Here is a 22,339-nt window from a genome sequence, read left to right as displayed (position 1 = left end):
CACTTTCCCTTTTTTTGAACGGATTTGTGAACAAACGGGTAGAAAAGTTCTACACTAGAGTCAACAGAAATCGCATGGAGGTAACGTATGAAGCAGATGAAGGCCGACCCGCATTACTTGTTTGATGTATTCGTTCGTTTATATCGCATGGTGTTTTTAATGGAAGTGACCCCGGAAGGCTATCGATACGTCCGCGTCAGTGAGCAAGGGAAGCGTGCCTCGATGCTCCCAGACGACGTGGCCGGACGCTATTTGCACGACATGTACGCAGCTGATGTGGCCGAGGAGTTGATTCATCATTACGATACCGTCATCGAGACGAGTGAGCCGGTCTATTTCATGTCGAAGATGAACATCGAATCCAACACGGCACGTTTCGCCTCATCGGTCCTCATGCCGATCGAGAACGTGGCCGGTGACGTCTGTTACGTCCTCGGCTTGACGACCGACCTGTCCGAAGAGGCCGAGCTGAAGCTGTTGTCGAGCATTGAGCACATCGATTATTTGACCGGGATGCCGAACTTGATGAAAGTGAAGCTCGAGCTCGAGAAGCTGTTTGAACATACGACGGAACGTGACATGGCGAGCGTCATGCGCCTCCATATCAACCGGTTCAAAATCGTCTTGTCGCTGCAAGGGGTCGAGTCGTCACACCATTTGATTAAAGAGATGACGCGCCGCCTAGCGGAGCTATTGCCGACCGGTTCGATGATTGGACGAGTCGACGGGGAAGACTTCATCGCCGTCTTGCCGGACACGCACATCGAGACGGCGTTCGAGCATGCGGAACGATAGCTCGAAGCCATCGCTGACTACACGTATGAGGTGGGAGGCACCGAGTTCACGTTGTCCGGCTGTATCGGGCTGAGCACCGGGTACGAGGATGCCGACCGCGTCATCATGAACGCATCGACGGCACTGCTCGAAGCGAGGCAGGCCGGAAAGCAAATGATTCGCATCTATGAGAAGGATGATTACGTCCAACATTACATTGACGAGATGACGATTGAGACCGAGCTCGTCAAAGGATTGAAAGCGAACGAGTTGCGTGTCGTCTATCAACCGCGAGTCAGCTGCCATGATGGGACGATTCATTTCGAGGCGCTCGTGCGATGGCATAGCGCGTTGCTCGGGAACGTCTCGCCCGAATCGTTCGTCACGATTGCCGAAAAATCGCTCTTGATTGAGGACGTCACCGCCTTCGTCGTCGACCGCGTCTGTCGGGATATGACCGAGGCCCCGGCCTTGTTCGAGGGGCGCCGTGTCGCCATCAACGTGTCACTGGTTGTCTTCCGTCAACCGTATATGCGGAACGTGCTCACCGTCTTGGCATCGCACGGGCTTTCGCCGGAACAGTTCGAGTTTGAAATCACCGAGCACACACTCATGCAGGAGCCGCTCGTCGGGATCCAGACGGTTGATTACTTAAAAGAAAAAGGGTTTCGTATCTTGATTGACGACTTTGGTGTCAGTTATTCGTCCCTCAATTATTTAAAACTGTTCGATATCAACGGCATCAAGATTGACCGGTCGTTCATCAGTCAGCTCGATCAAGACAACGGCTTAAAGGAATACGAGATCGTCAAATTGATCGTCTCGCTCGCCAAGAAACTCAACCTAGAAGTGACAGCTGAAGGGGTGGAGACCGAAGCGCAGTATCGTGCGATCGAGCGCCTCGGCTGTGACGAAGTCCAAGGTTACTTCTTTAGCCGCCCGCTGCCGCCGGCCGACTTGCACGCGGCGCTGAATGCGCTCGAGCATCATCATGCGGCGCTGCGCCATGGGTTATCGGGGCGACAACAGGCAATCACTTCACTCGACGAGAACGAGACGGAGCGGTTGAAGGCGATTTTACGCCTTGAAATTTTACATTCGCCACGGGAAGAACGATATGACCGAATCAGCCGTCTCGTCGCCCAGACACTCGATATGCCGACCACGCTCATCTCGATTTTGACGACGGACCAGCAGTGGATCAAATCGTGTCACGGGGAAAAAATCGCACCGTACGTCGAACGAAAATGGACGCTCTGTGACCGCGTCGTCACGAGTCGAACGAATCTCGTGTTAGAAGACGTCCAAGCGACGGAACCGACGAGCGGGAATCCGGTTCTTGAAGGGCTAGGGTTTTATGCCGGTGTCCCGCTCGTCACACGCAGCGGACACGCCATCGGGACGCTCTGCGTCACGGACGAGACACCGCGGCCGTTCGACGAGGAAGGGGTTCGGACGCTCGAAGATTTTGCCCGCTGGGTGATGGCCGAAATTGAACTGAGCGAGCAGGTGCGTGCCGGCATGAGACGGCAACAGACGCTCGAGTCGCTATATGAAGTGACCGCGCTCCACGCCTCCTTCCCGGAGAAGCTAAAACGGATTCAGACCGTGTTGCGGGAATGGATGGGGTATTCGCATACGATCGCCTTCTCAACTGAAAGTGGTTATAAGATATAAGACGTGGTCGAGTGACGGGGACACCATGCTCGATTGGACGGAGGGCACGTATGAGCGAATCGAAGCGTTAGCGAAGCACGGTCACCAAAAGCTGGAGCGGGCCGAGCTCGTCATCGATACAATCGAATTCTCGGGAATGATCAGCTTGCCGCTCGTCAATGAGGGCAAGACGTTCGGCTGGCTCGTCTTCCTCACGGAACAGGGCAGCTTTGAGGATGTGATCGACCAGGTCGCAATTCAAGAGATGACGGACACGATTTTACTCGTGACCCGTTGGATGGAGAACGAGATTCGCCGCGAGCGCAAACATCAGGAAGTCATCGATCTGATTACGAAAGACGGCCTGACAAAGCTCGGCAATCGCCATTCGCTCACGGCAGACTTGCGACAAAAGATGAATCGGAAACAAGCCGTCGCGCTCCTGTTCATCGACTTAGACGATTTCAAACGGATCAACGACACACACGGTCACCTCGTCGGGGATGAAGTGCTCGTCGAGACGGCGAAACGAATCCGTTCGTTCAGTCAGTTTCATGACGGCAAGGCGTATCGGTTCGCCGGGGACGAGTTTTTGATTGTCTTGGAAACAGAACAACTCGCACAAGCGGACTTCGAGCAACTAGCAACGCTCATTTCCCAGGAAATGATGGTCGGGAACGAGTTGGTGCTCCGTCTGTCCGCGAGCATCGGCATCGCCTATTCGTCGAGCGGGCTCACCTCGCTCGATGAGCTCATCCATCACTCGGACGCGGCAATGTATGTCGCCAAAAATGGTGGGGGCGACGGGTTTTATATTTATGATTCATTTAAAGACGACCAATAAGGAGAGGATCACACATGCAGACATTCATTCCTCACTCACCTCGATTTTGGTACATGACGCCAGTGGCCGAGACCGATCGCCCCATCCTAGGCGTCGTTGTGGGGGAAACACATACACTCTTAATCGACGCCGGGAACTCGGAGTCCCATGCGAACGACTTATTCGCCGCAATGGATGCCGAAGGTCTAAAGCGACCGACGCTCGTCGCGCTGACGCACTGGCATTGGGACCATATTTTCGGGCTCTCGGCCTTGACGGGTCTCGTCTCGATCGCGAGCACGGACACGAAAAACCGGATGGCGCGTCTCTTGCCCTATGAATGGGACGATGCCTCGCTCGACGAACGCGTCAAAAGCGGAATCGAGATCCCATTCTGTGCCGATGCCATCCGTCTCGAGTTCGGTACGGAACGGACGATGCGCGTCGTCTTGCCGACGGTCACGTTCGATGACACGCTCACGCTCGATCTCGGTGGCGTCCACGTCATCTTGAAACACGTCGGTGGGGACCATGCGGCCGACTCGGTCGTCGCCTATATCCCGGAAGAGAAAGTTTTGTTTCTAGGCGACGCACTCTATGCGAACCTGTACGCCCCGTCCTGGCGCATGACGGCAGAAGCGACGCTCCGGTTGCTCCACCTGCTCGACCGGTTCGATGCGGACGCGTACGTGTGGTCGCATGGGGAAGTCGTATCCCGTGAAGCGTTTGAAAAAGACCGTGACATGTTGCGCGAATTGGCGCATTTGGCGTTAGATTTCCCGGGAAATGAAGCGGTGATGACGGCTCAGTACGAACAGAAGGTCGGTCGGACGGTCAATGAGGAAGAGCGGGAGTTGATTACGTTCTTCGTGAACGGGTCGAGTGAGACATGATGGAGATTCAAGAGATTGTACAGGACGATGCAGCGTTTCAACAACACTTGACGGAGCGACTTCGGGCGTTTAACGACAAGCATTCACCCCATCATCGAAACATTCGATGTGTGGACGTGCCGGTCGTCCAATTGAAAGTGGAGCGAGACGGGGAGATCATCGCCGGATTGTATGGTAGCGTCTATTGGGGCTGGTTCGATTTGGACCGACTATGGGTCGCTGAAGCGTATGGCAAGCAAGGACTTGGCTCACGGTTGCTCGCGGCGGGAGAGGCGAAAGCACAGGCGCTCGGGGCCACTCAGGTGAAACTGACGACGTTCTCATTCCAGGCGAAAGCGTTCTATGAGCTTTACGGCTACGAGGTCGCCGGGGTGTTGCGTGACTATCCACCGGGTGCCGACTATTATATGATGACGAAGCGTCTCAGCGACGTATAAAAAACAGGCGACTCCCGCGAGTCGCCTGTTTCAGTATACTTTATCCCCGTTAAAAATCGAATTTTTCACCATGACGTAATCGACGGTGCGCAATGCGTCCAGATTGTCCCCACCCGAGTAAGAGATGGCCGATTGGAGGTCTTGCTCCATCTCGGTCAACGTGTCCTGCAGTGCCCCTTTGTACTCGACGAACATCTTCTTGCCTTCGACGTTTTTCCGCTCTCCTTTTTGGAATTCAGACGCCGAGCCGAAGTATTCTTTGAGCAGTTTCCCGTCCTGCTCGACCGTCGCACCTGGTGACTCCTCATGTCCGGCGAACAACGATCCGATCATCACCATCGAAGCCCCGAAACGAATCGATTTCGCGATGTCCCCGTGCGTGCGGATGCCCCCGTCCGCAATGATCGGTTTGGTCGCCGCTTTGGCGCACCAACGGAGAGCAGCGAGTTGCCATCCACCTGTCCCGAAACCAGTCTTGATTTTCGTGATGCACACTTTCCCCGGGCCGATGCCGACTTTCGTCGCATCTGCCCCCGCATGCTCAAGTTCGCGGACCGCTTCGGGCGTCCCGACGTTCCCGGCGATGACGAATGTCCCCGGTAAATGATGCTTGATGTGTTGAATCATGCGGATGACCGCGTTCGAATGCCCGTGCGCGATGTCAATCGTGATGAATTCAGGCGTGTGCCCCGTTTCAGCGAGCATCTCGACGAAACGATATTCGTCTTCCTTCACCCCGACGCTGATTGACGCGTATAAGCCGCGTCCGTGCATGTCTTCGATGAAGGCGAGGCGCGTCTCGGGATTGAAACGGTGCATGATGTAGAAATAGCCGTTCTCCGCGAGGGAGAGGGCGACGTTCTCATCGATGATCGTCTGCATATTCGCAGGCACGACCGGGAGCCGGAACGTGAAACCGCCGAGCGTCACGCTAGCGTCACACTCGGACCGGCTATCGACGATACATTTAGCCGGAATCAATTGAATATCTTCATAATCGAACACTTTATCCATGTAGTCCACCTCTATTTACGAACGTTTTAATTGATTTAAGTGAAAATACTTCGTCCATTCGGTAATGTAACCTATATTTGGATGAAAGTCAAAGCAAAATGGCTTTAAAAACATAAAAAAGATAATGTTTCAGGATTCCAACGTTTTAATGTTCGGTTTTTAATCTAAAAATTGTATGTTTCACGTGAAAAAGACCGCTTTTCAGCGGTCTTCATACACGGCGTAACCGTTTCGTCCATTCGATTTTGCTTCGTATAAGGCGAGGTCGGCTCGCTTCAAGAGTTGCTTCGACGTCGTCGCACCGTCACAACAGGCGATGCCGATGCTCGATGTCGTCACGAACTCGTGCGTCTCGATCTGCCACGGTTGTTCAAGGGCAGCGAGTACTTTTTCAGCGACACGGTGCGGGGCGATCGGGTCGTTGTATCGAATCAAGACGATAAATTCATCTCCACCGAATCGGGCGATGACGTCTTGCTTACGGAGGACGTGGGTGAGGCGATTGGCCAACTGACGGAGCAACTCGTCTCCGATGTCATGGCCGAGCGTGTCGTTGATTAGCTTGAATCGGTCGAGGTCGAGCGATAAAATCGCGAGTGCCTCCGCCTCTTCTTCAATCCGAGAAAGCGACTCGTCGAGGTAGGCCAGGAAATAGCGGCGATTCGGCAAGTCCGTCAACGTATCGTGATACGCGAGATGCCGCAACTGTTTCTCGACAACTTTCCGTTGCATGATCTCTCGGGTGACTGTCAAGTAGTGGAGCAACGTGCCCGCGTCGCTATAGATGGCCTGAATCTTCGTCTCGAGCCAAATCCATCGTCCGTCATCGTGCGCATGTCGGAACTCGAGCGTAAGCGGTGAAGCGGCGGTGATGGTTTGAAGCGTTTGACGTGTCGAGGCGACATCGCGAGGATGGATGAAGTCGAGCGTATTTTTACCCTCGTAAAATGACGGCGTATAACCGAGCACATGAAGATGGGACGGGCTTGCGTAGCGTACCGTCCCGTCCGGCTCGAGCATGCAGACGAGGTCGCTCATATTTTCGGTGATGAGACGGTATTGCGTCTCGCTTTGACGAAGCGCTTCTTCCATCTCGCGCTTTTCCGTCACGTCACGGAGCACGGTCAGGACGGCAGTCGTCCCTTCGTAATCGATGACGAGGCTCGTGATGTCCATATGTAATCGCTGGCCGCCATGGGTGACGAGCGTCAACTCCGTGTCATCGACAGGGTCGCCGAGACGGAGCGCCTCGAGTCGCTTTAGGATGCGCTCGTGATGTTCCGGGGCGATGAACTGAAAGATTGATTCGTGATGCATGTCGGTCTCGCCAATCGTCGAGCGCGCGATGGCGTTCGCGTATAACACGCGTCCATCCCGATGCACGATAATCCCTTCTGGAATCATCTCGATCAATTGGCGGTAACGCCGTTCGCTCTCTCGCATCGCCCGTTCCGCATCTTTCTCCGGGGTGTGGTCGATGATGATGGCAAACAGGCCGTTAATATGGCCACCGACTTCAATCGGGATGTTCAAGATTGCCAAGTCGAGCGGTTCTCCGGACCGGTAACGTCCACGAATGGCGTACTTGTGTGGAGTGCCTGACATGGCATGGCGAAGCCCCGCTTCGACCGTTGTGCGTTCAGACGTCTCGACCCAGTCGATGAACGAGCGGTCCAACAAGTCATCTTCCGTGTAACCTGTAATCGCCGTAACGGCCGGATTGAGCGACTTGATGCGGAAATCATGATCGAGGACAAAAATACCGTGCGGCGAATAACGGCGTAACGACTCATGCTGATCACGTAAAATCGTCAGTTCGAGCTCACGTCGCTTGCGTTCGGTCACTTCCCGGACGACCGAAATGACGTGCGTGCACGTCTCCCCGTCAAACACCGGCGTCACTTCTGACTCGAAGTAGTGCAGTGGCAACGACAAGACGTCCTCTGATTCGAGCGTATCCGTATAGAACGAATCGGCAAGTTGATAATCTTCATAAACGACGCTCTTTCGTTCTCGGATGGCTTGATTGTAATAGCGAGAGATGAGCGCGGCCGTTTCAGGCGGCACTTTATCCTCAATGCTCTTCCCAAGGTCGTCATCAGTCCAGCCGATCGCACGTTTGCCGGGCTCGTTGACGAACACATATCGATAGGTCGCCCCGTCGACTTCCATGAAGAACACGTAGTCCGAAATCTTATCAAACGTTCGAAGTAGGGCGGCGGAATGGTGATGAATCGTCTGGTCAGCGTACATGATGTCCCTCGTTTCGATAAAAACTTTTCAACACGTCATTCTCATATTACCGTATGTCGAACAGAAATGTGTGAACATTCAAAAAAGACAAAACGAAAGTTCCGTCCTGTCAGGCTACCTGTTTTAGCTTGGCGCGTTCATGCCGTCCGTTCATGATGTGATACAAGAAGAGCAATAAAGCCACGACCCCTGCGAGACCGAGGTAGAGCATCGAGAACCCGGTCAGTGGAATCATCAAGCCAATCAAGTATGGTCCGAATCCGAGACCGGCGTCGAGGGCGATGAAAAACGTGGACGTGGCCATCCCCATTCGTGCAGGCGTCGCCGCTTTGACCGCAATCGCTTGCGTCCCGGATTGGATATTCCCGAAACCAAGGCCGATCAAGGCGCCGGCGACGAGCAAACCGAGCGCCGACGTGGCCTGGCTCAACACGAGCAAACCGACGGCGAACACGGCGATGGCCGGATACATGACCACGTTCGCCCCGCGCGCGTCCATGAGCCGACCGGTAATCGGGCGGGATAAGAGCACGGCAATCGAATAGACGAGGAAGAAAATGCTGGCCGCTTCGACGAGGTCGAGCTCGCTCGCGTAAAAGTTGATGTAAGACAACACACTCGAGAAGCTGAGCGCGGCGACGGCGATGATGAGGGCGATCGGTAACGCTTTTGGTTCGACGAACGAGCTCGGTGAAAAGCCGCGGACGATGCTTGGGTTGTCCGCTTCCGGCACGTTGACGGTCAGGGCGCTGACGAGGCTGATGAGCCCGATGACGAGACAGAGCAAGAAAATCGTAGAAAAGTTCGTATATTGACTCATGAGTAGGCCGACGAATGGACCGATCGCGGTCGCGAGTGTCGAACTCATGCTGTAATAGCCGATGCCTTCCCCTTTACGGGCCGCTGGGATGACTTGCGCGACAATCGTGCCGGTCGCCGTGCTCGACAGTCCCATGCCGAGCCCGTGCACGAAGCGGGTGAACAAGAGGAAACCGACACCGAGGTCGACGAAATATAGGAGAATCGTGGCGGTGAAGAACGTCAGTCCGATGAGGAGTGTCTTCCTCCGGCCGATCGAATCGATGAGCCGCCCGATGAACAACCGCCCGACGAGCGTACCGATAATAAAGATGCCCGTGATGAGACCGGCCTCACTCGTTGAAGCCCCATAGGCCGAGACGGCGTGGACCCCGATTGTGACCATGAGCAGGAAGAAGATGAGTGTTAAGAAAAAGTTGACGAGCGAGATGATGAGAAAATCTTTCGTCCAAAGTTTTTGAGTGGCCAAATGCATGGAACCCGCCTCCTAATATAAATAGTTAGTAAACATAACTAAAGGAGTATAGCAAACAGCGGGCGCGTTTGTCTGTTCGGACGCATCGCCTCGCCTCGAAAAAGACGTGACCCGTTGGATGGGTCACGTCTTCTGAATTGATTTCAATCAAGTCCGGTCCCAGAATCGGCCTTTGGCAATCCCGTCGATAAACGTATCGAACCCGTCGAGACTGTGTTCCGGGAACGAGAATACTCCAGGCTGGTCCGTCTCCACACGGCACTTCGCGAGCGCTTCCTCGTGGTGAAGATGGAGGGCGAGCGGTTTGAAGTGCTTGTACGTGTTCTCGATGAACTCGAGGACGTCGTCTTCGACTTTGTTGGCGGCACTGACGAGGAAGGCGGCATCGAACAGGCTCGAGTCGACCGTGTCATACGTCTCTTTCACTTTCAAGTCGCCGAGCGTGTATGCTTTCTTGCCGACGAGGCTATAGTTGACCTTGTTGCCAGCGAGCGCTTGCACCCACGCCTTCACTTGCCCGGCATCGACATCGCCCGCTAACAAGACGGCGACACTCTTCGTGTCCGGTTTCGAAATCGTGTTGGCCATGCTGAGGGCAGGGGACTTCTTGTCCGAGACGACTTCGTTGTTCTCAGCCGGTAGCTCGACTCCGATGTTGTCAGCGACGACAGAGGCGAGGTGCCGGTCGATCCGATTCAACAAGTCGACGGCGTTCGTTTTCACCATGTCCGAGTCACATTTGCCGAGCTCGAAGCTGCATGCGTCTTGGATGTGTTGTTTCTCGACGTCGGTCATGCTGTTATAAAACATTTTCGCCTGTGAGTAGAAGTCGAGGAAGCTGTCGCTGCGTCCGCGAATCTTATGCCCATCGATTTTCTCTTGGTAATGCTCGAAGCCGCCTTGGTCGGCAGGGACGGGCTCGGGTTGGTTGTTGTTGAGCGCATTCTTGTGATAGCTCGTCTGGCCTTTGTGGACGGCCATCTGGTGCATGCCATCGCGTTGGTTGTTATGGAACGGGCAGACCGGTTTATTGATCGGGATTTGATGGAAGTTCGGTCCGCCTAGTCGTGACAATTGCGTGTCCGTATACGAGAACAGACGCCCTTGCAGGAGCGGGTCGTTCGAGAAGTCGATACCTGGGACGAGGTGGCCCGGGTGGAACGCGACTTGTTCCGTCTCGGCGAAGAAGTTGTCAACGTTTCGATTGAGCACCATGCTACCGACGAGTTTCACCGGCACTTCTTCTTCCGGCCACAGTTTCGTCGGGTCGAGAATATCGAAATCGAACTTGAACTCATCTTCCTCGGCGATGAGCTGGAGGCCGAGCTCCCATTCCGGATAATCCCCTTTGTCGATCGCCTCGTACAAATCGACGCGGTGGAAGTCCGCGTTCTTGCCGAGCGCTTTCTGCGCTTCGTCCCACACTTGCGAATGGACGCCGAGTTTCGGTTTCCAATGGAACTTGACGAAATGGGCCTTCCCTTCACTGTTGACGAGGCGGAACGTATGCACGCCGAACCCTTCCATCATGCGAAGGCTGCGCGGGATGCCCCGGTCGCTCATCGCCCACATGATCATATGGGCCGTCTCATGATTTTGGCCGACGAAATCCCAGAACGTATCGTGGGCGCTCCCGCCTTGCGGGACTTCCGTATGCGGCTCCGGTTTCACGGCATGGACGAGGTCGGGGAACTTGATGGCGTCTTGGATGAAGAAGACGGGGATGTTGTTCCCGACGAGGTCATAGTTGCCTTCATCTGTGTAGAACTTCGTCGCGAATCCCCGCACGTCACGGACGGTGTCACCCGAACCACGCGATCCTTGTACGGTCGAGAAACGGACGAACACCGGGGTCACTTTCGACGTGTCGTTCAAAAAGTCGGCTTTCGTGTAGTCGGCGAGCGGCTCATACAACCGGAACTCCCCGTGCGCCCCGACGCCACGGGCATGGACGATGCGTTCCGGGATACGCTCATGGTCGAAATGCGTCATCTTCTCGCGGAAGTGGAAATCCTCGATGAGTGTCGGTCCCCTCCGACCCGCCTTGAGCGAGAACTCGTCCTCGGCCATCTTCAGCCCTTGGTTCGTCGTCAGCCCGGCCTGTTGCTCGTTGTCAATCGTATGTTGTTTCAACTGCTCTTCCTTCTTGTTCCCCATGTTTGTTGCCTCCCCTTTAAGTATACGCACCCGTGTAAGCCACGATTTGGCTTACTTATCGAGTTTTCCCTAACCGGACGATAAAAAACCCCTCTTTTTCAAAAGAGGGGAAGGTTCATCGTAGCATCGACAGCGTCCTCGTCGTCCCGTCGGACAAGGTGTAACGGACGATGTAGTGTCGGGCCGTCGTCTCGAGCGTATACGAGCGAATCTTCGTCGGTCGTTCGCCGAGGTGGAGGAGCGTCAAGTAAGTCACGCCTTTTCCACGCTTCGTCGTCGCGACTTGGTTGCGTCGTTTCCAATCGTAATCGCGATACGAGACGTAGCTCGAACCGATGGCAAGCTTCGGCGTGGCGTCGACTTCAAGCTGTAAGACATGGAGCGAGCGTCCTGCGGCATCTTTGAAATAGGCGTAACGGCTCCCGCTCTCGGTGCGGTTCAACCCGACCCCGAGGTGGAACCGTTGGACGAACGAAGCGGTCACGGGACTCGTGATGCGGTCGTAGACGAGCATCGTCCCGTCCCGGTCGTAAGCGAGTCGACGCGTATGGGCCATGCCGCTCCCGATCAACTGGCTCGTCCCGGCGGCCGTCCATTGCGTCGACGACGCCCCGACGGACGTGATGCGGCTTCGCCCCAAATTGCTCGAGGTCAAATTGAAGCTCTTGCCGGACACATGGACCGTGTTGTGGGCCGCCGCGGGTAATACGGCTTGTCGCTCGGGTCGGGACGTATAACCGTAGCGACCGCTCTCGACGATGAAGTCTCGTCCGTAACCGGAGACGTCAATCGATAAGTCATCGGCATGTTTGTGGACGTTGCTGTGATAGCCGGCTGTCATCATGACGTGGACGGCATCCTCGAACGCCCCGGCGCGTCCGCCCCAATGTTGGCGGAAGAACGCGTATTGATCCGACAGGCGCCCGACCCGTGTCGTCGGGGCTGTTCCGCGCGTCCCGCCGCTCATCGCGTAAAGCAGGTGTGGGGAACGGTCGACGTGTGGGATGGCCTCCGGATGATGGACGAGCGACGGGGTGTCGCCGAACATCGGCAACGTTCCGTTCGGTTTAAGCATATAGGTCAGCGCGTTCGGCATATCCTTTACGTCTAGCATCCGGCTTGATAATCCGAAGCGATTGGCGGCGGCCCAGTCGTTGAAGCGGCTGAGTGTGTCATACATATAGATTTGATAAAACGGCGAATGCTCGAGATGGACACCGTCGGCACTCAGGCTGTGATTCAGCTGGGCAGTCAGTCGGTTCGTGGCGAGCGTGCGCCAGCCGGCGGAACGATCGAACGAGCGATGCGTCTCGGAGATGGCGGTGAGCGCCATGTCTTGAAAGATGCCGTGATTGTTTTTCGATTTATAGAAGCTCGGTGTCGCTAGTAGCGTCGCGTGCTCATACAGCGTCTTCGCGAACAGTTGCGAGAACGCCGGGTCGTCATTCACACGTGACGTCCGGTAGACGTTCCAAAAATTGAGCAGGTGAAACGTCCGAATAGCAGTCCCGTGGTCATGATAAGGCCACGTATGGCGCTTATAGTCCTCGACTGGATATTGTTTCGTCCAACTTTGAACGAGTCGTTTTCCGTAACGGAGGTACTCGTCCCGTCCGTTCACCGTATAGGCTTGTGTCAGTTGGTTGAGCGTCGTGAAATAATGGATTTGAAAGACGAACGAATTAGAGTCGACTTTCGGGATCGACGTGTCAAATCGATATGTATCAACGTTCGGGACCCGGAGCGTGTAGGGAGGGGACGGGATATACCAGTTTCCTCGCAAGGCGGCATCGGCTCGGGTGACGGCGTTCGTAGGCGACAGGACATCATATGTATATTGGGACGCCCCGCGGGTGAGCGTCCGCATATATTCGTGCGTCAGCCGGGCGTACGCGTCTGACGAGAATGTCGCGCGTGAGAGGTGACTCGCCTGTAGCGTGCCGTCTTGCTTTCGGACGTACCACGTCGTCTTGCCATCGGTGACGCGATAATAGCTCCCTGACGTCGTGATGGCCTGAAACGTCTTGGCGCCTCTCAATGTCGATTTCGGGGTGAGCGTCTTGCCGACAAATTGATAGAGCGTGGCACCGGCTCGGACGTTCAGCTGATACGGTGCCGATGCGGCCGCTTCCGCGCCGAGCGGCGGGAACAACGAACCGACCAATAGGGCGATGACAACAGCACATAGGTGTCTTCTCATGCATCTCGTCCTTTCTACATCAACGAAAACGACAAAAACCTTCTCCTTATCATTAGCCGAAGGAGAAGGGAAGTCCTGCCTGTTCCGTTGATTAGAGGGCGGCCCAGACGTTTTGTTTTAAGACGATCTGTTGCACGTCTTCCGGATCAATCCCGTATTTGGTCGAAATGGTCCGGGTCACACGTGAACGGATATCGGGGTGGTCCGACGCTTTCGTCTCATACACATCGTTCCAGGCCCGCCATACGCGAACTTCTTCCTCGGATAGTTGGGAATCCCACTCTTTCTCGCGCAACTGCCACCCGAACGTCATCTCTTCGTAATCGCCGGGAGCGACCGTTCCGGCGAGTCCCCAGTCACCACCGGGACCGAAGACGGCTTGTCCGAGCGGTGAGTCGGTACCGATGTACGCCTCATGGTCGTAATATTGGATTAACGCCGCTTGGAACGTGTCGCGGTGTTTAACTTCGTCGATGACGTCGTGACTGATTGCCTGTAGCGTCTCCACGTCCGGTTGGCCGTGCACGACGACGTCGTACTCATAGCGTACCGTCTCGTCTTCTTCGACGGCTCGACTTTCTTTTATCGTGTACGGTCGGTCCGTCGTTTGGACCGATTCGGTCTGCGTCGACTCCGGCTCGCTCTCGGCGTCGTTCGGCCAGACGTAGATGGCGAAAGCGAGCGCTGGGAGGACTAGCAAGCCTCTTCGGGTACGGTACACCCATGTTGGTTTTCGTCTGTTTTTCTTTTTCTGTCTCATGTCGTTCACTCCTTGCGATATGTATCAAAAAAGCCCCTGAACGTCAGGGGCGGACGGTGTCGGATTGTCGCGTCCGATCGAGTCGGACGATGCGGGTATCGTCATTGTCGATGCCGCGTACGAGATCACTTAATAGTCGAGAGCCGAGCATGCTGTAGACCGTGCCGTTCCCACCGTAACCGAGCAAATAATACAGGTGCGGCCGGTCCGGGTGTTCCCCGATGAACGGCAATTGATCGATGGATTCCCCGAACAATGCCGCCCAAGCGTATTCAACTGTCAACTCATACATCGGAAACAACGTCTCGACTTCCTGCTTGATGCGTTCGGCGCGTTTGCGAATGAGCGCCTCGCTATGCGGCGTCTCAGGCTTTTCTTCATCGAGACCGCCGGCGATGATGCGTCCGTCAACGGTCGTCCGGACGTATAGGTAGGGACGCTTCGTCTCCCAAATCAGCGCTTGGCCGTCCCAATCATCGAAGTGGGGGAGCGGATTTGTCGCGATGGCGTAGGACCGGTTCAACTCGATGCGGTGGGGATCGAGGAGCGGGGAAGCGCCATATCCGGTCGCGAAGATGACGTGCTTCGCATAAAACGTCTCGTGTGGCGTCATCACGAGCCAACCGTCTCCGTCCGGGACGACGTCCGTCACCTCGGTCTCCTCAAAGAACGGCACACCGGCTTTTGAGAGGTGACGCACGACTTGACGGCTAAGGGTAAGCGGATTGACCTCGGCGTCACCTTTCGTCACGAGCGCGGCCGGCTTCTCGAACGGGAAACGCGCCTTCAGCGCGTCGCGGTCAAGCCACTCGGCAAAAAAGCCATGTCTCGTAAGCATCTCATATTCTCGTTTCAATTTCGTGACATCTTCGTCACAGCTTGCGAAACAGAGGCTGTCCCGGCGCAGATAGACATCGTTCGCCCCGACGGTTGCGGCGACGTCATCAAGGGCGTCGACCGCCTCGGCACATAGGCGATAGAAGCGGACGGCATCCGCTTCCCCGATTTGGTCGGCGAGCTCGTGCAACATGATGTCGTTCGAGTATTGGATGAGGCCGGTGTTGGCGGCGGTGCTGCCGGCCCCGACTTTCCCTTTGTCGACAACGGCGACATCGACGCCGTCTTGATGAAGCGTATACGCCGTCAACACGCCGGACATGCCCGACCCGATGACGAGGACGTCGTAGCGCTCTCGTTTCATCGGGCGCTCCAACACGATGTCTTCCGATTCCGTCGTCGGCCAATACAAGTTCCCGTTATGCAGTTCCATCCGTTCATCCTCCGCTTCGTTCATATCTTCCCTATACATCCCCGATTCTGCGAAATGAAAACACAAAAAACCGCAGACGAGTTTGTCTGCGGTTCAGGCGTTATTTGGTGATGACGACCGTTTTAGCGGAAGCACCTTTCGTATACGTGATGCGTTTGACGTTCTCCGCGCCGCGAATCTCGGCGAGGTTCGTCCCGTCGACGATCACTTCTTTGACGGTCGCACCTTTGAAGTCGATGATGGCACCGGCTTTCTCAGGCTTCACTTGAACGACGATGTTTTTAAGTGGGTCACCTGTGAGTTCCGTGTGGATGCCACGGACGAAGATGCCGTTCTTGAAGTTCGTACCTTTGCCGATTGTAACTCCAATGAAGTCCTCTTGAAGCACGAGGCGTGCGGCCGGATGGTTCTCGACCGTGTAGCGTTTCAATTCGACTTCTGGCGTTTCCGGCTCAGGTTTCAAGTCGATTTGGACGAGCACCGGATCGTGGTCACTCGCGCGGCCCGACATCTCTGTGAAGTCGGCGTTGACGTGAATCATATCAATCTCCGTCGAAGCAGCGAGACGGTTCGATACGAGGATGTGGTCAAGCACTTGCGAGTTGCCTTGATAGACGTACGAATATCGGTCCGCAGCCGGCACTTTCTCGACCATGTTCGTCATCAAGTCGCCCTTGAAGATTTGCATGGCGTCTGAGAACTCGAAGTCGTTGAAGTCACCGAGCGCGACGACGTTCGCATCCGGGTTGTCGGCTTTCACATCCGCCACGAAATCATGGACGATTTGTGCGATTTTCTTACGTTGGACTTCACTACCGAGGACGACCGGTTGCTGTGAACCGAAGAAGCCTGTGTCGCCGCCTTTCGAGTTCCAGTGGTTGGCGATGACGATGACGTTCTCGCCTTGGAAGTCGAACTGGGCCGCGAGCGGCTTACGCGAACTATTGAACGCCGGGTTGAGCGGGTCGATGCGTCCTGGGTTGTGCGTCAACTTCCCGTTCTCATAGCCGACAGCCGTCGTCGCGTCACCTTCTGGCGCACCTTCTGTGAGCGAGACGCGTTCTGGGTCATACAGGAAACCGACGCGGATGTTGGCGTTCGGTGCGCCACCGTCTTTGTTGTTTTCCGGGTCGATATTGACGTACTTGTACGTCTTGCCGCCGACAGCGACGATGTTGTCAATCAAGCGCTGGTAGCTTTGGTCAGCCGCTGCATCTCCCGCGCTTTGGCCGTTGTTGTCCTGGACCTCGGTCACCCCGATGATGTCTGGGCTGTTCAATTCTTCGACGAACGCTTTCGCGAGCTTGAGCGCCTTGTCGTCCGACGTCTCTTTTATGTTGTTCGAGAAGTTCTCGAGGTTGTACGAGGCGATCGTCAACTTGTCTTCTTCTGCTTGGATGAACGTCGTCTCCCGTTTCGCGTCACCTTTCACGAAGGCAGACTTCATCTCATCGAGCCCGACTTGAATCTTATAGTTGCCGAACGAGTATCCGACGACCCCGACGATCGGTCCGTTGAACAAGTCGCCCGTAGCGACGTCGAACTCACGCGCTTCGACGTTCGGTTCGAGACGGAACTGGATCCGTTCTGGGTTGGCGTCATCTTTCTTCAGGAGAATACCGCCGTTGAACGTCTCTGTCGGTGTGCTTTCGAGCACGGTGACGAGGTCCCCGTACTGTTGCGGCGAGACCGACTTCAAGTTGCCCGTCTCGACGCGCATGCCTTCAAGGCTTTCCCAGAAGTCGATGGCGTCTTTGTCCGGGTTGAAGATGGCGAGCGCGTCGCTGTCGATAAACTCGGTCGGTAAGTTCGACTCGTCAATCTTGACCGGTGTCGGGAGCTTCACCCCGCTCTTCAAGACGTCGACTTTGCCGTTACGTGTGTCGATTTGCGTCATCTTCATGTCCGTCTGCTGGCGGTCGCTATAGCCTTCGATCGCATATTCGCTGACGAGACCTTTCACGCTGACGAGATCACCGACTTGGATGCCCGGGATCGAGCGTCCGCCGTACAAGACGATGGCTTCAGACGTTCGTGGGTCTTGGTCGGCTTCCATGTCCGGTGTTTGGATGTAATAGTATGTCGTACCGTTTGAGACGAACGAGTACGTGACGATGCCTTCGACACCTTCGACCGTCTGTCCGTTCATCGGTGACGTATGGCTTGCGCCTTGAATGTCGTGGATGCGAATCTTATCCGTGATCTTATAGTCATATGTCGTCACGGCGCTGAACGTGTCGTTTGCTTTGACGGCCGTCTTCAACGTCTGCGATGATTCGATGCGAATCGGTGCCGTGTAGCGGGTACCGTTCACTTTCGGGTCCGACCCGTCGAGCGTGTAGTAAATCTCGGCGTCCGCCGTCGTCGTCGAGAGCGTAACGTCTTGTGGCCCGACGAACGTGCCGGCGCCAGGTGCCGCAATGGCTGGGCGGAGAACCGATGAATCGATGACAGTATCGGCGACGCTGCGCGGGATGATTTGGTACGTGTTATCGAACTGTTGCACGACGCCCGTGATCGTCGAGTAATTGACGCCTGTCTGGAGGTCGAGGATGCCGCGCTCATCGCGGACGACGAACTCTTTCGTTCCATCCGTCGCCGTCAAGTTTTGTCCGCTACCAGAGAGCGTCACGTTCTTCACGGTGACGAGTTCAGATTCGACGTCTTCATTGATTTGCTCACCCGTCAACACTTGCGGGGCTGGTACTTCGGTCGCTTGTTTCGAGACGACGACGGCGTTGTTCAATTGAAGGAGTTCACGGTATGACCCGAGCGCGCCCGTCACGACGACCTCATCGCCAACGTTGACCGCGAGGGAAGTCGGTCGAATCGACAGACCGCCTGTCGCGTCCTGAATCGAAATCGTGTTCGCGAGCTTCGCCGTGACGATTCCTTTGACCGTGACCGTCGCGCCGTCTGCTTGCGTGCGTGCATCCGCGATGGAGATTGGTGTCACCGGTGCCGGTGGTTCTTCGATTGTGCCGCCATCCCCATATTCAACGCCTTGGAACGTATGTTTTCCTAAGTTCGTGAACGTATCGATTGGAAGTGCGTTCCATTCGTTGGCTGGCTCGAATGCGTCGCTGCCATTCGCGTCGCCAGTCGTGACCGTGTCTTTACGGACGAGCGTCTGATCGACAGATGAAACCGTCGTACCCCACTTCGGTGACGGACGGAAACCGACTTGTCCGAACACGTCGAGAACCGTCGTGCCTTTCTTCAAGACGAGCGCATCGTCGCCGTTGAAGTTTGTCACGCCGCTCGTGACGTTCGCCCTCGCTTTAAGCGCATCGCTCGCGCTTCCGTTGACGATGACGTACGTCGCTCCTGGTTGAAGCGTCCCCGTTAAGTTCAATGTCGTGCCGACGGTCGCGCTACCGTTCGTATACAGTTCGAGCTTATAGTCCGCAAGGTTGATGACCGAGCTCGTTCCGTTGAACAGTTCGATGGCTTTGTTGTTGCTTGACCCTTCCACATACTCCGAGATGAATAAATCTGTTGCGTTCAGTCCTTCTGCTTGAACGTTAGCCGCGATCGGCGTCAAGCTGCTCGCGATGAGTCCGACAGACAAGGCGAGTCCTGTCATTTTTTTGAACGAGCGTGATGGTTGAATCCCCATGTTTCTAGTCTCCCTTATTTATGTAAGATGGCTGATACGCGTGTTGCTGAATATAACGTCACTTGTCCCGTTTAGTTGCCCCCCTCACACCACACGACAAGATAAATGATAGCGCTTACATTATTCTACTTTACGATATGTGCCTGAGATGATTCCCCTCATCAGGAATGGTGCAATTCGCTATCATTTACCAACTTTTAAACTACATGTTAAACATAACCAAGCAGACGTCAGAACTCAATCCTCTTAACGCGAAGTTCATATTACATTTTGATGACAAAGGAAAATCGGTTTTTAGTTTGTCGAATAGTGTTGACGGAATCAGGCGCAACTTTTACAATTCTCTAATACAAATTAAATGTATCGGTGAACTGAGGATTGAAAAGGAGGACATGAATGACGACAACGACTTACCCGGTCATCCCGGGAGCTGGCGCATTTTATTATGAAGGAAACGAGACCGGTATCCTGTTATGTCATGGATTCAACGGGACGCCCCAAAGTGTCCACGAGGTCGCCCTCGACTTGATGGGGAGTGGGTTTACGGTGTACGCACCGCGTCTCGCCGGACACGGCACCGACCTAGAGGACTTTAGACGGTCGACGCGGGACGATTGGTACGAGACGGTCATCGATGGGGTACGTCTTCTACGAGAGCGATGTCGTCACGTGATCATCGTCGGACAATCGATGGGTGGAACGCTCGCGCTGAAGGCCGCGCTCGCAGGTCACGTCGACGCCATCGTCACGATTAACGCCGCGTTGTCGGTACCGGGTTATGCCTGCCACGCCGCGGACGGAATTTGTCGATTTATCGACGAGGACGAGCCTGACATTTTGGCGGAAGGAGTTCATGAAATCGTCTACGACAAAGTGCCGACATCGGCGATTCGACAGCTGCTCGCCTTAATCGAAGACGTCCGCCCGCACGTGTCGCGCGTCTTGGTCCCGACATACGTCATCCATTCGGCGGTTGACCATGTCGTGCCGCCGGAAGACTCGGTCTGGTTATACGAACAAGTGAGAGGTCCGAAAGCGCGTGCCGTACTCGAGCAATCCTATCATGTGGCGACGATGGACAATGACCGAGAGCGGCTTTCCGGGCTCATCTCCTCGTATTGTGAACAAGTTTCGTCTGTTTCGAAAATGTAGTCGTCGGACTACATTTTTTTGTGCCGTCTTACTTTGCAAACGCTTGCACCAATGCTATTGTAAGATTAGATTTATCGAAAAACAGGTATGTATCTGTCTAATACATTGACTACAGTCACTAGGGGGAACTTGACGTATGGAGACGGCGTTCAGACGAGTGGAGCAACAGACGGTCACACGCACATGGTGGAAAGAAGCGATCGCGTATCAAATCTATCCGCGCAGTTTCAACGATTCGAACGGGGACGGGATCGGCGACCTTCGCGGAATCATCGAGAAGCTCGATTATCTCGAGGATTTGGGCATCGACGTGATTTGGATTTGCCCGATGTATAAGTCACCGAACGATGACAACGGCTATGACATCTCGGACTATCAAGGCATCATGGAAGAGTTCGGGACGATGGAGGATTTCGACGCGTTGCTTCAGGCGGTTCACGCACGGGGGATGAAGCTACTGTTAGACCTCGTCGTCAACCATACGTCAGACGAACACCCGTGGTTCGTCGAGTCACGACAGTCCATAGACAGTCCGAAGCGGGACTGGTACATCTGGCGGGACGGGCAAGGCGGCGAGCCGCCGAACAACTGGGCGAGCATCTTCGGCGGTTCGGCGTGGGAGCTCGACCCGGAGACGAACCAGTATTATTTACACGTATTTTCAAAGAAGCAACCCGACCTCAACTGGGAGAACGGGGACGTGCGGACGGCCGTCTACGACATGATCAACTGGTGGCTCGACAAAGGCATTGACGGCTTCCGTGTCGACGCGATTAGCCACATCAAAAAGAAGCCGACGGACACGATGCTGCCGTCACCGGACGGAAAGAAGTACGTGACGGCCTTCTCGATGTATTCCAATATCGATGGCATCCACGAGTACTTGCAAGAGATGAAGCGCAAAACGTTCGCGAACTATGACATTATGACCGTCGGCGAGACGAATGGGATTGAGCCGGAAGCGGCGGACCTTTGGATGGGACCGGATAACGGGGCGATGAACATGGCGTTCCATTTCGATCACGTCGACATCATGCGACAGTCACGACTCGCCCCGCTCGATGTCGTCGAGCTAAAACGGATTTTCGACAAGTGGCAACAAGGGCTACTTGAGACAGGGTGGAACGCACTCTATATCGAGAACCATGACATGGTCCGTGCCGTCTCGCTCGTCGGGGACGAGAATCACTATTGGCGCGAGAGCGCGACCGCGCTCGGGATGATGTACTTCTTCATGCACGGGACGCCGTTCATTTACCAAGGGCAAGAGATTGGGATGAAGAACGTGCCGCTCCCGTCGATTCATGACTACGATGACGTCGCCACGAAGAACGAGTATTTCGAGCGCATCGCGAACGGGATGAGCGAAATCGATTCGATGCAACAAGTGTGGGGCACGTCGCGCGACAACGTCCGGACCCCGATTCAATGGGACGCCTCGCCACACGCGGGGTTCTCGACGGTGACGCCGTGGATGCCGGTCCATGAAGAGTACGAGACGCTAAACGTGGAGGCCCAGGCGAAGGACGCCCACTCCATCTTATCGTTCTACAAGACGATGATTCGTCTCCGTCGCGCGGAGGAGACGTTCACGTACGGCAGCTATCGTGACGTGTTGCCGGATCATCGCCAAGCGTTCGTTTATGAGCGGGCGTTCGAGGACAAGCGTTTCTTAATCGTCACGAATTTGACGGCCAATCCGACGATGGTGACGCTTCCGGACGTCGTGACGGGTACGCTCGTCTTGACGAATGAGCTTGACCCGGAACCGATTGATACCGAGACGTTTCTATTGAAACCGTTCGAGGCGAGATTGTATCGCCTTTGACCCGACTTACGGGCACTTTCCTAGCTGAGGAGAGTGTCCGTTTTGTCGTTTTTAGACAACCTTACGCTGTAACAGGTTTGAAAATAAAAGATTTTAGCGAACCATTTATGTATTTAAAAGTAAATTAAATTCCAATTTAAGGTTTATATAAATCGGTGATAAAAGAAAAAAATATCGGGTCTCTTCTTATTAACAAGGTCACGTGAATT

The 22,339-nt window shown here is 55.0% G+C and carries 15 protein-coding genes; 7 read left to right on the top strand and 8 right to left on the bottom strand.

What is annotated here, in order from left to right; all coding sequences use genetic code 11:
* The first annotated feature begins 87 nt into the window (after window positions 1-87).
* The 5 genes from KB235_RS01225 to KB235_RS01205 are packed head-to-tail and all read left to right on the top strand — an operon-like array spanning window position 88 to window position 4,583.
* Window positions 88-795, top strand: a complete 708-nt coding sequence (locus KB235_RS01225; protein WP_211780179.1) for a sensor domain-containing diguanylate cyclase — start codon at window positions 88-90, stop codon at window positions 793-795.
* A gap of 51 nt (window positions 796-846) precedes the next feature.
* Window positions 847-2,451, top strand: a complete 1,605-nt coding sequence (locus KB235_RS01220) for a sensor domain-containing diguanylate cyclase (protein WP_211780178.1) — start codon at window positions 847-849, stop codon at window positions 2,449-2,451.
* A gap of 25 nt (window positions 2,452-2,476) precedes the next feature.
* Window positions 2,477-3,274, top strand: coding sequence for a GGDEF domain-containing protein (locus tag KB235_RS01215; RefSeq protein WP_211780177.1), 798 nt, complete (start codon window positions 2,477-2,479; stop codon window positions 3,272-3,274).
* A gap of 14 nt (window positions 3,275-3,288) precedes the next feature.
* Window positions 3,289-4,146 carry an MBL fold metallo-hydrolase gene (locus KB235_RS01210; protein ID WP_211780176.1) on the top strand — a complete coding sequence of 286 codons (858 nt, stop codon included), beginning with the start codon at window positions 3,289-3,291 and terminating at the stop codon, window positions 4,144-4,146.
* Entirely contained in the window at window positions 4,143-4,583 is a 441-nt protein-coding gene (locus tag KB235_RS01205; protein WP_211780175.1) for a GNAT family N-acetyltransferase, read from the top strand. Before KB235_RS01210 ends, KB235_RS01205 begins: the two co-directional genes overlap by 4 nt.
* Before the next feature lie 30 nt (window positions 4,584-4,613).
* On the opposite strand, the gene guaC is transcribed toward KB235_RS01205, so the two are convergent.
* From guaC to KB235_RS01165, 8 genes are all read right to left on the bottom strand, one after another.
* Complete coding sequence (guaC, locus tag KB235_RS01200) at window positions 4,614-5,597, bottom strand: GMP reductase (RefSeq protein ID WP_034816940.1); 984 nt, start codon at window positions 5,595-5,597, stop codon at window positions 4,614-4,616.
* Between the two features lie 201 nt (window positions 5,598-5,798).
* On the bottom strand, window positions 5,799-7,850 hold the full coding sequence (locus KB235_RS01195) for a PAS domain S-box protein (protein ID WP_211780174.1): 2,052 nt from the start codon (window positions 7,848-7,850) through the stop codon (window positions 5,799-5,801).
* A gap of 109 nt (window positions 7,851-7,959) precedes the next feature.
* Complete coding sequence (locus KB235_RS01190) at window positions 7,960-9,144, bottom strand: MFS transporter (protein WP_211780173.1); 1,185 nt, start codon at window positions 9,142-9,144, stop codon at window positions 7,960-7,962.
* Window positions 9,145-9,291: 147 nt separating this feature from the next.
* Window positions 9,292-11,301: a catalase gene (locus KB235_RS01185; RefSeq protein WP_211780172.1), complete on the bottom strand. Its 2,010-nt coding sequence runs from the start codon at window positions 11,299-11,301 to the stop codon at window positions 9,292-9,294.
* A 115-nt stretch (window positions 11,302-11,416) separates the two neighbouring features.
* Window positions 11,417-13,501: a heparinase II/III domain-containing protein gene (locus tag KB235_RS01180; RefSeq protein ID WP_211780171.1), complete on the bottom strand. Its 2,085-nt coding sequence runs from the start codon at window positions 13,499-13,501 to the stop codon at window positions 11,417-11,419.
* A gap of 91 nt (window positions 13,502-13,592) precedes the next feature.
* Window positions 13,593-14,201 carry a hypothetical protein gene (locus tag KB235_RS01175; RefSeq protein ID WP_235193437.1) on the bottom strand — a complete coding sequence of 203 codons (609 nt, stop codon included), beginning with the start codon at window positions 14,199-14,201 and terminating at the stop codon, window positions 13,593-13,595.
* A 103-nt stretch (window positions 14,202-14,304) separates the two neighbouring features.
* Window positions 14,305-15,555, bottom strand: coding sequence for an NAD(P)/FAD-dependent oxidoreductase (locus KB235_RS01170; RefSeq protein ID WP_246514287.1), 1,251 nt, complete (start codon window positions 15,553-15,555; stop codon window positions 14,305-14,307).
* 76 nt (window positions 15,556-15,631) lie between these two features.
* The gene (locus KB235_RS01165) at window positions 15,632-19,150 is read right to left on the bottom strand and encodes a chitobiase/beta-hexosaminidase C-terminal domain-containing protein (RefSeq protein WP_211780170.1); all 3,519 of its coding nucleotides are present in this window, start codon (window positions 19,148-19,150) and stop codon (window positions 15,632-15,634) included.
* 396 nt (window positions 19,151-19,546) lie between these two features.
* Here KB235_RS01165 and KB235_RS01160 point away from each other — a divergent pair, with 396 nt between their 5' ends.
* Both KB235_RS01160 and KB235_RS01155 read left to right on the top strand, forming a co-directional pair.
* Window positions 19,547-20,302: an alpha/beta hydrolase gene (locus KB235_RS01160; protein ID WP_211780169.1), complete on the top strand. Its 756-nt coding sequence runs from the start codon at window positions 19,547-19,549 to the stop codon at window positions 20,300-20,302.
* Between the two features lie 136 nt (window positions 20,303-20,438).
* On the top strand, window positions 20,439-22,130 hold the full coding sequence (locus KB235_RS01155) for a glycoside hydrolase family 13 protein (RefSeq protein WP_211780168.1): 1,692 nt from the start codon (window positions 20,439-20,441) through the stop codon (window positions 22,128-22,130).
* Window positions 22,131-22,339: the final 209 nt, after the last annotated feature.

The organism is Exiguobacterium alkaliphilum (assembly GCF_018138125.1).
Lineage (GTDB): Bacteria > Bacillota > Bacilli > Exiguobacteriales > Exiguobacteriaceae > Exiguobacterium > Exiguobacterium alkaliphilum.
Note: the sequence above shows the minus strand (reverse complement) of the source record. Positions and strands in the feature narration are given on the sequence as shown.